Origin of the sequence: Micromonospora purpureochromogenes (assembly GCF_900091515.1) — a bacterium.
Taxonomy (GTDB): Bacteria; Actinomycetota; Actinomycetes; order Mycobacteriales; family Micromonosporaceae; genus Micromonospora; species Micromonospora purpureochromogenes.
Genome location: NZ_LT607410.1, coordinates 2757888 through 2771672, shown reverse-complemented (window position 1 = coordinate 2771672; position 13785 = coordinate 2757888). Strand labels below are relative to the sequence as shown.

Here is a 13785-nt window from a genome sequence, read left to right as displayed (position 1 = left end):
CTGTTGTTGCTGAAGAATTTCTACGGCAGGAGCGCGTCGACTTCAAGACCCGGCGGCCGATCCGTTACACCACCGGGCCGCACCGGGCTGGCATAGCCTGAGCGCATGCGCCGCCTGGGCCAGCTCGCGGAGCGGACCCCGGCCGGGCGGGAACGCTACGTCGACCTGCTCCGCGCGCTCGCGATCACCATGGTCGTCGCCGGCCACTGGGGCGTCACCGTGATCGGCCGGGACCCGGCCGGTCGACCGACCGGGCACTCCGCGCTCGCCGACCTGCCGTGGGCGTACCCGCTGACCTGGCTGGCCCAGGTGATGCCGGTCTTCTTCCTGGTCGGCGGTTACGCCAACGCGGCGTCCCTGACCCGCCACCGGGCCCGCGGCGGCGACGGGGCCGGCTGGCTGCTGGACCGCAGCGCCCGGCTGGTCCGCCCCACCAGCGCGCTGCTGCTGGTGCTCACCGTCGCCGCGGCGCTGGGCCGGCTGCGCGGCACCGACCCCACCCACCTGCGCACGGTGATCTGGTTCGCCACCATCCCGCTGTGGTTCCTGGTCGCCTACCTGCTGGTCGTGGCCCTCACCCCGCCGATGTACGCGCTGCACCGCCGCTACGGGCTGGCCGTGCCGCTGGCGCTCGTCGCCCTGGTGGCGCTGGGTGACCTCGGCCGGCTGACCGGGCCGGCGACGCTGGCCGCCGGCAACTACCTGTTCGGCTGGCTGGCGGTGCACCAGCTCGGCTTCGCCTGGTACGACTCCCGCACCCCCGCGACCGGGCCACCGCCCGGGACCGCACCGCCCGGCCCGGCGGAGACGGCCGTGTCGCACCCACCGTCGGGGTCCGACCGGCGGGGCGTACGCCGGCGACGCCTGCCCACCTCCCGGCCGGCGGCGCTGGCGCTGCTGGCCGGCGGCCTGAGCGCGTTGATCCTGCTCACCGTCGTCGGGCCGTGGCCGGTGGCGATGCTGAACGTGCCCGGGGAGCGGCTGGACAACGCCTCGCCGCCGAGCCTGGCGCTGCTCGCCCTCGCCGCCGCCCAGCTCGGACTGATCCTGCTGCTGCGCGACCCGGCGCGACGCTGGCTGCACCGGCCCCGACCGTGGCGGGTGGTGATCGCGGTCAACCTGGTGGTGCTGACGGTCTTCCTCTGGCACCTGACCGCCGCGGTGCTGCTGATCGGGCTGCTCGACGCCGTCGGCCTGCTGCCCACTCCACGGGTCGGGTCGGCCGCCTGGTGGGGCTGGCGGGTGCCCTGGCTGCTGCTGCTCGCCGTGGTGCTGGCCGTGCTGGTCGCCGTCTTCGGCCCGATCGAGTCGCGCAGCGCCCGGCACCGCACCGGGCGACGCGGCGGCCGGGGCGGGCGGATCCGGGCAGCCCTGACCGTCGCCGGGTACGCCGCCGTCATCGGCGGGCTGATGGTCAACAGCGCCACGCCGAAGGACGCCCCGGAGCCGCTCGGCACGCCCGTCCCGGCGCTGGTGGCGTACCTGGCCGGGGCGGGCGTGCTGCGGTTGCTCAGGTCTGGGTGGGGAAGCCGAGGTTGACCCCGCCGTGGCGCGGGTCGAGCCAGCGACTGGTGACCACCTTGCCCCGGGTGAAGAAGCGCACCCCGTCCTCGCCGTGCGCGTGCAGGTCACCGAAGAGGGACGACTTCCACCCGCCGAACGAGTAGTACGCCATCGGCACCGGGATCGGCACGTTGATCCCGACCATGCCGACCTCCACCTCGTGCTGGTACCGGCGGGCGGCGCCGCCGTCGTTGGTGAAGATCGCCGTGCCGTTGCCGTACGGGTTGGCGTTGACCAGCTCGACCGCCTCGTCGTACGAGCCGACCCGGACGACGCCGAGCACCGGGCCGAAGATCTCGTCGGTGTAGATCGACATGTCCGGGGTGACCCGGTCGAACAGGGTCGGACCGAGCCAGAAGCCGCCGGACTCCCCGTCCGGGGTGACCTCCCGGCCGTCGACCACCGGCACCGCGCCGGCCGCCACGCCCGACTCCACGTAGGAGCGGACCCGTTCGGCGTGCGCGGCGGTGACCAGCGGACCCATGTCGCAGCCGCGCCGCCCGTCGCCGGTGCGCAGCCCGGACATCCGTTCGGCGATCTTCGCGACCAGGGCGTCGGCGACCGGCTCGACGGCGACCAGCGCCGAGATCGCCATGCACCGCTCCCCCGCCGAGCCGAAGCCGGCGTTGACCGCCGCGTCCGCGGCCAGGTCCAGGTCGGCGTCGGGCAGCACCACCATGTGGTTCTTCGCCCCGCCGAGCGCCTGCACCCGCTTGCCGGCCATCGACCCGCGCTGGTGCACGTACCGGGCGACCGGGGTGGAGCCGACGAACGACACCGCCCGCACCGCGGGATGGTCCAGCAGCGCGTCGACCGCCTCCTTGTCGCCGTTGACCACGTTGAGCACGCCGTCGGGCAGGCCCGCCTCGGCGAACCACTCGGCCAGCAGCAGCGCGGCGCTCGGGTCCTTCTCGCTCGGCTTGAGCACCACCGCGTTGCCGCAGGCCACCGCCACCGGCACGAACCACAGCGGCACCATCACCGGGAAGTTGAACGGCGAGATCACCGCCACCACGCCCACCGGCTGCCGGAGGCTGTACGAGTCGACCTCGGTGGAGACGTTCTCGCTGAAGCCGCCGCGCAGCGCCGACGGGATGCCGCAGGCGTACTCGATCACCTCCAGGCCGCGCTGCACCTCGCCGGCGGCGTCCGCGAGCACCTTGCCGTGCTCGGCGGTGATCACCTCGGCGAGCCGGTCGCGGCGGGCGTGCACCAGCTCCCGGAAGGCGAACAGCACCGCCGTGCGCTTCGCCAGCGACGCGTCCCGCCAGGCCCGCGCCGCGCGCTCGGCCGCCTCCACCGCGACCGCCACGTCCGCGGCCGAGGCCAGCTCCACCTCCCCGGTACGTCGGCCGGTGGCCGGGTCGAAGACGTCCCCGCGCCGCTGGGAGCCGCCGGAGACCCGCTTCCCGTCGACGAAGTGCCCGATGACCGTCACGTCGTCCACCCCACTCATGCCGCCACCTCCGCCGAGGCGCAGGAGCGGATGGCGTCGACGAGAATGGCCAGCCCCTCGCGGGCCTCGTCCTCGGTCAGCGTCAGCGGCGGGCCCATCCGCAGCACGTTGCCGTGCAGGCCGCCCTTGCCGGCGAGCAGCCCACCGGCCCGGCACGCCTCGAAGACGCGGGTGGTCAGCACCGGGTCCGGCTCGGTGCCGCCCGGCCGGACGAACTCGACGCCGAGCATCAGCCCCTTGCCGCGTACCTCGGCGACGCAGTCGAGACCGACCATGGCGGCGCGCAGGCCGTCGGCGAGGATCGCGCCGGTGCGGGCCGCGTTGGCCTGCAGGTCGTGGTCGCGCAGGTAGTCCAGGACGGCGTTGCCGGCGGCGGTCGAGATCGGGTTGCCGCCGAAGGTGGAGAAGCTGATCGCCGGCACCGACTCCAGCACGTCGGCCCGGCCGACCACGCCGGCGAGGGCGAAGCCGTTGCCGACGCCCTTGGCGAAGGTGAGCAGGTCCGGGGTGACGTCGTGTGCCTGGTAGCCCCAGAAGTGCTCGCCGGTACGCCCCCAGCCGGTCTGCACCTCGTCGGAGATCAGCAGGATGCCGTGCTCGTCGAGGACCTTCTTCCAGGCGGCGAAGAGCCCGTCCGGCGGGGCCACGAAACCGCCCACGCCCTGGATCGGCTCGGCGATCAGGCAGGCCACGTCGCCGGCGGTCTGGGTGGCCAGCACCTCGCGCAGATCCTCCACCGCCGCGTCGATCCGGTCGGACTCGTCGAGGCGGGCCAGCAGGCCGCGCAGCCGCTCGCCGGAGTGCAGCCAGGCCACCTGGAGCGGGTTGAGCGCGCTCGCCGACCAGCCGCGGTTGCCGGTGACGCCCATCGCCGCGTACGACCGGCCGTGGTAGCTGTTGCGGACCGCCAGGATCTGGTGGGAGCGGCGGTGGTTGGTGGCGACCAGCAGGGCGGCCTCGTTGGCCTCGGTGCCGGAGTTGGTGAAGAAGACCCGGGCGTCCGGGATGCCGGAGAGCCGGGCGATCTTCTCCGCCAGCTCCACCTGCTGGCGGATCAGGTAGAGAGTGGAGCTGTGCACGATGCCGGTGCGCAACTGGCGCTCCACCGCCTCCCGGATCTCCGGGATGTCGTAGCCGATCATGTTGGTCAGCACGCCGCCGAAGAAGTCCAGATAGGTCCGGCCCTGCGCGTCGGTCACCCGGCGACCCGAGCCGGACACCAGCTCGATCGGTTCGGCGTAGTAGAGCGGCATCCAGGACGGGAGCACGGCCCGGTGTCGGGCCAGCAGGTCGTCGGAGGTCATCGTCGCACCCTTCAGCGGCGGCGGATTTCGCGTTCCCCGCACGCTTCCACCACCCGGCGACAGGGACAACTGTCACTGTGTAGCGCAGCCGGGGTGGCGGCCTGACAGCGCGTCAACCCGCTCGGTGCGGTTTCCGGGGCCAACCGCCTCCTTCGCAATCCTTTCCGGTGGACAGCCGAGCGATCCGCGACTCATTCCGCAGGACGGCGGCCGGCTGGACCGCCCGCCCTACGCTGGGCCGGTCCCCCGGGTTGCAGGAGGTCCGACATGCGGCTGGCGCAGACCGTCGCGGAGCTGGAGCGGACGGCCGCGCGGGAGGTGGGCCGGGGCAGCGAGCGGCTGGCCGTACCGGCGGCCGGCGGCCTGCTCGCCGCCGCCCGCTCGCTCGCCGCGGCGCCCGACGCCGCGGTCCTCACCGGGTTCTACATCCCCGCCGCCGACCCGCCCGCGGCCGAGACCGACGGTCCGATCGGGGCGGTCCAGCTCGCCGCCGCGCTGCGGGCGCTCGGCGGCGAGGTCCGGCTGGTCACCGACGCGCCCTGCGCGCCGGTGGTCGCCGCCGCGCTCGGAGCCGCCGCACCGGACGTGCCGCTGGACGTGGCGCCGGTCCAGGGGTACGACGACTGGGCCGCCGCCGTCCTGCCCCGCTACGCCGCGCTGTCGCACCTGATCGCCTGCGAGCGGGTCGGCCCCGGCGTCGACGGCCGCCCGCGCAACATGCGGGGCGAGGACATCGGCGCCCACACCGCGCCACTGGACCGGCTCTACGCCGCCGGTTCCGCCTACCGGATCGGCATCGGCGACGGCGGCAACGAGCTCGGCATGGGCCGACTGCCGGCGGAGCTGGTCGGCCGGGTGGTGGACCGGGGCGAGCGGATCCACTGCGTGGTCGGCTGCGACGCGCTGCTCGTCGGCGGCACGTCCAACTGGGCCGCCGCGGCGCTGGTGGGCGCGCTGGCGCTGCTGCGCCCCGAGCTGCCCGCCCTGCGCGACCTGCTCCGCCCCGACTGGTCGTACGCCGTGCTGACCGAGATGGTGACCCGGGCGGGCGCGGTGGACGGCGTACGCCGGCGGGCCGAGGTCAGCGTCGACGGCCTGGACTGGCCCGCGTACGCCGAGCCGCTGACCCGGATCGCGGAGCTGGTCGCGGCGGCGGGTTGACCGGCGGGCGTCGGGCTCAGGTGGTCGCGCGGCGCTCGGCGGCGGTCGGACGCGGCCGGGGCCGGGCGCGCGGGGCGCCGGCCGTACCTTCCGGCGCGGGCCGGGCCGGCGGGTCCGGCGCGGGCCGGGTCGGCGGTACCGGGGCGGGGCCGGCCGACGGGTCCGGGAGGCCGCCGGCCGGGGCGGGCTCGGCGCGACGGCGGCGTGGCAGGTGCAGGGCGGTGGCCAGCAACGCGAAGGCGGCCCAGCCCCCGGCCAGGGCGACGACCGGCGACCCGTCCTGGAGATAGTGGTAGGCGGTGAGGAACCCGACCAGCGCGAGGCTGTTGCGGGCGAAGTGCCGGCTGAAGTCGACCAGTTGGCGCCGGGCCTCCACGGCGACCAGCACGCCGGAGTAGGGGAAGGTCACCACCATCCCGCGCAGCAGCTGGCCGAGCAGGCCGGTGAGCACCGCCCCGGCGAAGATCACCGCCAGCTTGGCCGGGGCGGGGAGGCTGTCCCGGCGGGCGTCGACCGGCCGCTCCGGCGCCGCGGCCACCGCCCGGGCGCGGCGACGCAGCACCACCATGGCGAGCAGCCAGAGCGCCACCGTGCCCGCCAGGGCCGGCCCGAACGGCACCGGGACCGCCAGCAGGCCGGCGCTCAACGCCACGTAGGCGGCGATCCCGGCCAGGTCGGCCACCAGGATCGGCCAGCGCAACCGGTGGTGGGTAAGCGCCACGGTGACGAAGAAGAGGTTGAGGCCGAGCACGCCGAGCAGCTGGGCGCCGTCGACCCGGTGGCCCGTGGTGACCAGGGCCAGCGTCATCGGCAGCGGCAGGCTGTAGACGAACGCCCGCAGCCGGACCGAACGGATCACGCTGACCGCCCAGACCACGGCCGTCACCAGGAGCACGGCACTCCACGTCATGGCTGGCCCATCTCCGCTCCACCGCCCGCCGGCACGGTCAGTCCTGGAAGGTCGCGACGTTCGCGCACAGGTCGAACACCCGGGTGAGCCGGTCGATGTCGGCGCGGTTGACCGAGAACTGGTTCTCGCTGATCTCACCGTGCGCGCTCATCCTGGCCTCCCAGCAGCTCGAGCCGTCCCAGAGTGTCAGATTGACGTGCAGGTGCGGGCTGACGACACCCAGTGGCAGCAGCCCCACCCGGACCCCGGCCCGGCGCTGCTTCTCCACCAGCTCGACCAGCTGGTCGGAGAGCGTGGCGTAGGCGAAGACCCGGGTGATCCGCACCCCGCGGGCCAGAGCCGCCAGGTTCGCCTCCCAGTAGCGCCGCCCGATCTCGCTGCGCCACCAGCTCAGCTCGCCGCTGGCCCGCGGCGTCAGGTTGGTGAGCCCCTGCAGGCTCCGGGTGCAGTCGCGGGTGGCGCCGATCAGGTCCTCGTCGTCGTCGCCCCGCCGGACCACCCGCCCCACGGCGAGCTGCTCGGCCTCGATCCGGAACTGCTCGTAGCGGCGCTGCGCCTCCTCGGCGACCCGGGTGCCCGCGTGCCGCTCGACCGCCTCCCGGACGGCGACGACGATCTCCGGCGCGCCCTGCACCAGCCAGGGTGGCCCGTCCAGCAGCGTACGCAGGTGGAACCGGCGCTCCGCGCGGGCCAGCGAGTCCACCAGCAGCGAGATGGTGATGCCCATCAGCCCGGCCAGCAGCGACTCGACGCCGCTGGCGGCGTTGGTGAGGTCGAGCGTGACGGAGAGCGCGATCGACAGGGTGATGCCGATCAGCGCCACCGGGTCGGTGTGCGCCACCAGCCGGACCAGTCCACTGGCCGACCCGGTACGGCCGGTGGAACGTCGACGGAGCACGTCGCCAGTCATCGGCAGCCCCCGATCTCGTCGGTGCGCCCAGCGTAGTGCCGATCCACAAGAGCCCCTCGGGGCCACGGCCGTCGGTACGATCCGCTGGTGCGGATCGCGGACGTGGCGCTGCCGAACTGCCCGGCGGACGCATCGCCCGCGCAGCTCGCCCGAGGGGTGCGGGCCTGGGTGGAGTCCCCGCCGCTGCGGGCGCTGGTCGCCCGGTTCGGCGGCGAGTGGCCGGCCGGCGACCTGGCGGCCGTGCTGGCCGGGCTGGACGACTTCTCCGCCCGGCACTGGGATTTCCGGGGCGGCCGGGAACGCCCCGAGGCGCGGGAACCGACCCTCGACCCGAGCACCGCCGCGCTGGTGCACGCCACCGCCGAGGCGCTCGGCCTGGTCCGCCCCGTGCGACCGGCCCGCCCCCGGTACGCGCACCTGGTGGTCCTGGGCGGGTTGGCGCACGCCTGCCTGCGGCGCGTGGCGTACGCGGCCCACCTGGTGCGGCACGGGCCGGCGGTGGACGGGGAGGTGGCCGTGCTCGGCAGCTTCCGGCCGCTCTCCGAGGTGGAGCGGGGCGTGCTGGCCGGGGCGGGGATCGCCGCCGACACCGAGGTGGACGCGCTCGACGCGGCGGTCCGCGCGGTCCTCGGGGTGGCCGCGCCCGACGAGGAGGACGGGCACGACGCCGGCCACCCGCACCACTCCTGGTCCGCGCGGACCTACCGACGGGACGGGCTGCCGCCGTTCCGGGTGCTCGCCGCCCCGTCCAGCGAGCCGGAGCGGCGGCGCGCGCACACCGCCGACACCCAGCGGTTCTGGGCCGGGCACGTCCGGCTCTCCCCCGGCGACGCGCTGCTGGTGGTGACCGCGCCGATCTACGTGCCGTTCCAGCACTGCGACGCGCTGCGCACCCTGGCGGTGCCGTACGGCTGCGCGGTCGACACCGTCGGCGTCGACCCGGCCCTACCCGACCTGGTCCGGCTGCCCGAGCCGACCCTCACCCCGGGGCGCTACCTCCAGGAGATCCGTTCGGCGATCCGCGCGATGCGAGCCCTGCACGAGGTGCTCGGCTGACCTATGCCGAGTACAGGGCCGCTCGGATCAGGGACGTCAGGCGTCGGCGTGCAGCGCGAGTGCCGTCCGGGTCGCGGAGACGAAGTCCCAGAACAGCGGCCGGGTGGTGTGCTTGCGTCCGTCCCAGGTGTTGGTGCGGAACATCGCCTCGCGCAGCGGCGTCGTCAGCTCCAGTTGCGCGCCCGCCCGGGACGCCGTCCGGTTGCAGATGTTCTGCGGGCTGGACCCGTCGATGGCGCGGTTGACCCGCCGGGCGACGGCGATGTTCACCTTCGCCAACTCCCGGCGCAGCAGGTCCCGCAGCCCGGCGTCCAGCCCGCCGATCACCACCGCCCCGGTCCCGTCCGGCTCACCGGCCTGCCGGGTCGTGCAGCCGTGCAGGGCGACGGCGTGGCGGACCCCACCGCAGATCGACTCCGCCCACGGGTCGTCGCAGTTCGCCGAGGTCACGTGCAGGGCGGCGTTGCCGGAGTCGAGCAGCCCCTCGAACATCCAGTAGTGGTGCCACCCCTTGCCGTCGGTGCTCGGCTCCAGCGTCGCCGGGTGGTAGCCGGCGACCGCGAGGCACAACTCCGACGTGCCCACCTCGATACCGCCACCGTGCGGCGCGAGGACCGCCGTCCGCGTCGTCCCGGTCGCGCAGCCGGGCTGCTCGTCCGGGGCGCATCGATGGCAGCAGCGCACGGCGTACTCGACGCCCTCGACGAGACCCGCGGTGGCGTACAGCTCGGTGTTGGAACCGTACCGGTCGGTGGGGTGCGCGGTGGGCCGGCTCGGGCGGGGACGGTCGGGATCCCCGGTCCGGTCCTCGGCGGAGGTCACCGCGCGGTGTCGGCGACCGCTTGGGCGAAGACCTCGGAGCGGTGCTCGAAGTTGCGGAACCGCCCGTAGCTGGGCGCGGCCGGCGAGAGCAGCACCACCCCGCCGGGCGGGGTCAGCTTGCGGGACAGCCCGACCGCCGCGACCAGGTCCTCGGCGAGCTCGGTCCGCACCGCCGGCAACCCGGCCAGCGCCTCGACGATGCGCGGGCCGCTGTCCGGGATGCCGATCACGGTGATCTCCCGTTCGGCCAGGTGCGCGGCGAGTGGGCTGTAGTCCAGCCCCCGGTCGGTGCCGCCGACGATCACCGTCAACGGCCGCCCCTCGTACGCGTCGATCGCGTGCATTGCCGCGTACGGGCTGGTGGCGAGGGTGTCGTCGACGAAGGTGAGCCCGGACGGGTCGGCGATCTCGGTGAGCCGGTGGGCCAGCCCCTGGAACTCGGCGACCGCCACGGCGAGGGTGTCCTTGCGGGCCACCACGTCCACGTCGAGCGCGTCGAGCACGGCCAGCGCCACGCAGAGGTTGCCCTCGTTGTGCCGGCCGACCAGCGGCAGCACGGCGCGCGGGAAGAGCGGCTGGTCACCGAGGTGGAACCAGGGCGTGCCGTCGGGGCCGCTGGCAACGTTGGCGGTGTCCGGCCGGCCGGCGCGCACGGCGGCCCGGTCGCCCAGTTCCAGGGCCAGCCGCGGGTCGGCGCCGTTGACCACCACGGTCCGCGGGCCGTACGCCAGCAGGTTGAGCTTGTCCCGGTAGTACTCGGCCTCGCCGCCGTGCGCGTCGAGGTGCTCGGGGAAGAGCGCGGTGACCACGGCCACCCGGGGCGAGTCGGTCAGGTCGGTGCACTGGTAGCTGGAGAGCTCCAGCACGTACAGGTCCGCCTCGGGCAGGTCCAGGGTGGGCACCCCGATGTTGCCGCCGAAGACGTTCGGCCGGTCCACCGCGGCGAGCAGGTGGCTGATCAGGCTGGACGTGGTGCTCTTGCCCTTGCTGCCGGTGACCCCGATGGTCCGCTCGGCGTGGTCGGCCATCCAGAGCGCGGTGCCCTGGGTGATCGTGGCCGCCCGCGCCCGCAGCTCCACCATCCACGGGTGGGTGTTCGGCACGCCCGGCGAGCGGACCACCACGTCGGCGGCGGCCAGCCGGTCGAAGCCGGCCTCCCCGGTGATCAGCGGCGCGGCCTCGGCGAGCGGACCCTCCCAGGGCAGGGTGAGGAAGTTGGCGCTGTCGTCCACGGCGACCAGGCCGGCGGGGCCGTGCGCGGCAATGGCGGTCACGGCGGCCCGGCCCTCGCGGCCGGCCCCCCAGACGGCGACGGTACGTCCGCGCAGGTCAGACAGGCGCACGGGCTCTCTCCTCGAGGGTCTCGACGGCGTGGCAGGGGGCACGGTCCGGCGCAGCCGGACACGGCCGGACGAACCAGGGCCTAGTATGGCGTGTGCCCAACGAGCAGCTCCGGCGGATGGACGCCTTCACCTTCCCGTCCTACTCGATCGACCTCGCCACCGGCGAGGCGTTGTTCGACTACAAGCTGACCGGTCCCGACGGTGAGCAGCGGTTCACCGAGGTGATCACCCTGCCGCTGCCCGCCGATCCGCCGTCGGACGAGACCGTGGCCACCCTGGGTCGGGTCCTGGAGCTGCTGCACGTGGTCGCCGGGGTCAGCTACTACAAGGCCGCCGCGCCGCGCCGGCTGGTGCTGCCGGCGCCGCTGGGCGCAGCCGCCGCCGAGCTGGTCACCGCCGTCTACACCAAGGGCCTGGCCGAGTACGCCTACCGCAACCAGCTGCCGCACGTGCTCGAGCTGCGCCCGGAGCTGCCCTCCGGCACCGTCTCCCCGGCGCGCGAGTACGACGACTCCGACCGTCGCCCGCTCTCAGCCGTCGGCGGCGGCAAGGACTCCATCGTCAGCCTGGAGGCGCTGCGCCGGGCCGGCTTCGACCCGGTGCCGTTCTCGGTGAACCCGAACCACGTGATCGTCTCGGTGAACGAGGCGTCCGGGCTGACCCCCCTCGCGGCCCGCCGGCGGATCGACCCGGTGCTGCTCGACCTCAACGCGGCCGGCGCGCTCAACGGCCACATCCCGGTCACCGCGATCAACTCGCTGATCGCGGTGGCCACCGCCGTGCTGCACGGACTCGGGCCGGTGGTGATGTCCAACGAGCGCTCCGCGTCCGACCCGAACCTGATCTGGAACGGTCACGAGATCAACCACCAGTGGTCCAAGGGCGTCGAGGCGGAGGGGCTGCTGCGGGCGGCGCTGGCCGAGCACGCCGGTCTCACCGAGCCGTACTTCTCGCTGCTGCGCTCGCTGTCGGAGCTGCACATCGCCCGGCTCTTCGCCGGCATCGACCGGTACGACGCGGTGGTGACCAGCTGCAACGCCGCGTTCAAGCTGCGCGACGCGAGCGAGCGCTGGTGCCGCGACTGCCCGAAGTGCCGGTTCGTCTTCCTCGCCATGGCGCCGTTCATGCCGCGCGAGCGGGTGGTGCGCATCTTCGGCGGCGACCTGCTGGCCGACCCGGCGCAGATCCCCGGCTACCGGGAGCTGCTCGGCGTCGACGGGCACAAGCCGTTCGAGTGCGTCGGCGAGGTCGAGGAGTCGGTGGTGGCGCTGAGCCTGCTCGCCGAGCAGGAGCAGTGGCGCGACGCTCCGGTCGTCCGCGCCCTGGTCGACGCGGTCCCGGAGACCGCCTGGTCGGCGGCGGCGGGCTCGGACGTGTTCACCCCCGGCGGCCCGAACTTCGTCCCCGCCCCGTACGCCAAGGCCCTCACCGCCCTGACCTGACCCCATACCCCCGGCTGCCCGGTTCAGGGGGTGCGGATGGCGTCGAGGGCGAGCAGGGCGACGTGCAGGGAGAGGCAGGCCTCGACCGAGTCGAGGTCGACGTCGAGGATGCGGGCGATGCGGGCCAGCCGCTCGTAGAACGCCGGCCGGGACAGGTGCGCCGCCGCGGCCGCCGCCGACTTGTTGCGGCCCTGTTCGAGGTACGCCCGCAGCGTGCCGAGCAACTGGTCGCGGGGGTGCCGGGCGTCGTGGGCGAGCAGCGCGCCGAGTTCCCGCTCGACGAAGGTCTGCACCCGGGGCTCGTCGCGCAGCAGGTGCAGCAGCCCGGCGAGCCCGACGTGGGGTAGCCGGAAGATGGGCAGGTCGCGGCGGTCGCGGCGGGCCGCGTCGGCGATCTGCCGGGCCTCGATCAGCGACCGCCGGGCCTCCCGCAGGCCGCCCACCCCGGACCCGGCGGCGACGATCACCGCGTCCGGCGGCACGGCGCCGGCCACCGCGGGACGGGCCGGGGCGGCGTCGAGCCGGATCCGGCGCAGGGCGGCGGCGAACGCGGTCAGCGCCCGCTCCTCCGCGGCCGGGTCGGGCAGGGCGAGCAGGGCGCCCACCGCCTGGTCGTCGACGGCGCTGGTCAGCCCGGTCAGCTTCGCCTCCCGCAGCGCCTGCCCCACCGCCTCGGCGAGATCCCGCAGCCGCGCCGGGCCGGCCTCCGGGGACTCGGCCGCCACGGTGCTCTCCCCGGCGCCCTCGGCGGGGTCGTCGAGGCGGTGCCGGACCACCACCCCGACCAGGTGCCGGCGTTCCAGCGTGACGCCGAGCGCCCGTGCCCGCAGCGCGACCTCGTCGACCGGGCGGGAGTGGTCGAGCAGCGCGGTGAGCAGGGTGCGGTGGATCTGCCGTTCCAGGCCCTCGGCGTCGCGGCGGATCAGCCGGCCCAGCGCCAGGGTGGAGGCGGCCCGCTCCACCAGGATCGTCAGCCGGGTCGGCGGGGTGCCCGCCGGCCGACCGCCCAGCGTGCTCCCGGCGGCCAGGTCACCCCCACCGGGCCAGCGCAGCAGCAGCCGACCCCAGTCCTGCCCCCGCGCGCCGACGGTGGTCACCAGCCAGCCGCTGTCGGCGTCGTACGCGGTGCGCCCGGCGGGACGGATCCGCCGGGAGTGCTGCTCCCAGCCGTCCAGCAGCAGCTCGGCGCTCTCCCCCGCCGGGTCGTACGCGAGCACCTGCCGGGACAGGTTCTCCAGCACCAGCGGGCAGCCGGCCAGCTCGGCCGCCTGCCGGACCACCTCGGCGGGGCCGGCGCCCTCGACCGACAGCTCGGTGAAGCGCTGGTGGATCTCCTCGGTGGCCCGCAGCTCGGTGAGCTGGGCGTCGACGATCAGGGCGTGCACCGCCTCGGTGATCCGGACGAACGGGGTGGCCCGGCGCAGCTCGACCAGGGGCAGGCCGCGCCGCTCGGCGGCGGCCGCCATCACCCGGGGCACCCCGCTGACGTACCGGCGGCCCAGCTCGACCACCAGCCCGGAGACGCCGACGTCGGCCAGGTCGCCGATGAAGGCGCGCAGGCCGGTGTCGTCGGCGGGCAGCCCGATGCCGGTGGTGAGCACCAGCTCACCGCCGCCGAGCAGGGTGGCGATGTCGGGCACCTCGGCGACGTGCACCCAGCGGACCGGCGCGTCCAGGCCGGCGTCCCCGGCGACCAGGCGCGGCGCGCCGTGGCGGACGGGATCGAGGGCGAGGACCTCACGGACGGTAGGGAACACGCGCGACACGCTACCGTCCGTGACCCCGGTCCCGATACCTGCTGGTCAGCGGGGCGGCAGG

General features: G+C 75.0%; 11 protein-coding genes. 4 read left to right on the top strand and 7 right to left on the bottom strand.

Annotated features, from left to right (window positions below; translation table 11 throughout):
• Nucleotides 1-105 precede the first annotated feature (105 nt).
• Nucleotides 106-1539, top strand: coding sequence for an acyltransferase family protein (locus GA0074696_RS12890; protein ID WP_088961337.1), 1434 nt, complete (start codon nucleotides 106-108; stop codon nucleotides 1537-1539).
• On the opposite strand, the gene GA0074696_RS12885 is transcribed toward GA0074696_RS12890, so the two are convergent.
• A complete protein-coding gene (locus GA0074696_RS12885) occupies nucleotides 1511-3001 on the bottom strand; it encodes a CoA-acylating methylmalonate-semialdehyde dehydrogenase (protein ID WP_088964529.1) in 1491 nt (496 codons plus the stop codon). The two genes, GA0074696_RS12890 and GA0074696_RS12885, sit on opposite strands and share 29 nt — an antisense overlap.
• A 14-nt stretch (nucleotides 3002-3015) precedes the next feature.
• On the bottom strand, nucleotides 3016-4323 hold the full coding sequence (locus GA0074696_RS12880; RefSeq protein ID WP_088961336.1) for an aspartate aminotransferase family protein: 1308 nt from the start codon (nucleotides 4321-4323) through the stop codon (nucleotides 3016-3018).
• Between the two features lie 267 nt (nucleotides 4324-4590).
• Between GA0074696_RS12880 and GA0074696_RS12875 the strand changes: the two genes are divergently transcribed.
• Nucleotides 4591-5484 carry a glutamate cyclase domain-containing protein gene (locus GA0074696_RS12875; protein ID WP_088961335.1) on the top strand — a complete coding sequence of 298 codons (894 nt, stop codon included), beginning with the start codon at nucleotides 4591-4593 and terminating at the stop codon, nucleotides 5482-5484.
• 16 nt (nucleotides 5485-5500) lie between these two features.
• Here GA0074696_RS12875 and GA0074696_RS12870 read toward each other — a convergent pair whose 3' ends face one another.
• Nucleotides 5501-6394 (bottom strand): hypothetical protein, encoded by an 894-nt coding sequence (locus GA0074696_RS12870; protein ID WP_157745878.1) that lies wholly within the window; start codon nucleotides 6392-6394, stop codon nucleotides 5501-5503.
• 37 nt (nucleotides 6395-6431) lie between these two features.
• Nucleotides 6432-7304 carry a hypothetical protein gene (locus tag GA0074696_RS12865; RefSeq protein ID WP_088961333.1) on the bottom strand — a complete coding sequence of 291 codons (873 nt, stop codon included), beginning with the start codon at nucleotides 7302-7304 and terminating at the stop codon, nucleotides 6432-6434.
• A gap of 87 nt (nucleotides 7305-7391) precedes the next feature.
• On the opposite strand from GA0074696_RS12865, the gene GA0074696_RS12860 reads away from it, so the two are divergent.
• A complete protein-coding gene (locus GA0074696_RS12860) occupies nucleotides 7392-8360 on the top strand; it encodes a hypothetical protein (protein WP_231925348.1) in 969 nt (322 codons plus the stop codon).
• 36 nt (nucleotides 8361-8396) lie between these two features.
• Here GA0074696_RS12860 and GA0074696_RS12855 read toward each other — a convergent pair whose 3' ends face one another.
• Nucleotides 8397-9182: a poly-gamma-glutamate hydrolase family protein gene (locus GA0074696_RS12855; protein ID WP_088961332.1), complete on the bottom strand. Its 786-nt coding sequence runs from the start codon at nucleotides 9180-9182 to the stop codon at nucleotides 8397-8399.
• Nucleotides 9179-10525: a UDP-N-acetylmuramoyl-L-alanine--D-glutamate ligase gene (gene murD / locus GA0074696_RS12850; RefSeq protein ID WP_088961331.1), complete on the bottom strand. Its 1347-nt coding sequence runs from the start codon at nucleotides 10523-10525 to the stop codon at nucleotides 9179-9181. Before murD ends, GA0074696_RS12855 begins: the two co-directional genes overlap by 4 nt.
• A gap of 92 nt (nucleotides 10526-10617) precedes the next feature.
• On the opposite strand from murD, the gene GA0074696_RS12845 reads away from it, so the two are divergent.
• Nucleotides 10618-11967, top strand: a complete 1350-nt coding sequence (locus GA0074696_RS12845) for a hypothetical protein (RefSeq protein ID WP_088961330.1) — start codon at nucleotides 10618-10620, stop codon at nucleotides 11965-11967.
• Between the two features lie 23 nt (nucleotides 11968-11990).
• On the opposite strand, the gene GA0074696_RS12840 is transcribed toward GA0074696_RS12845, so the two are convergent.
• Nucleotides 11991-13724 carry a PucR family transcriptional regulator gene (locus tag GA0074696_RS12840; protein ID WP_456238174.1) on the bottom strand — a complete coding sequence of 578 codons (1734 nt, stop codon included), beginning with the start codon at nucleotides 13722-13724 and terminating at the stop codon, nucleotides 11991-11993.
• Nucleotides 13725-13785: the final 61 nt, after the last annotated feature.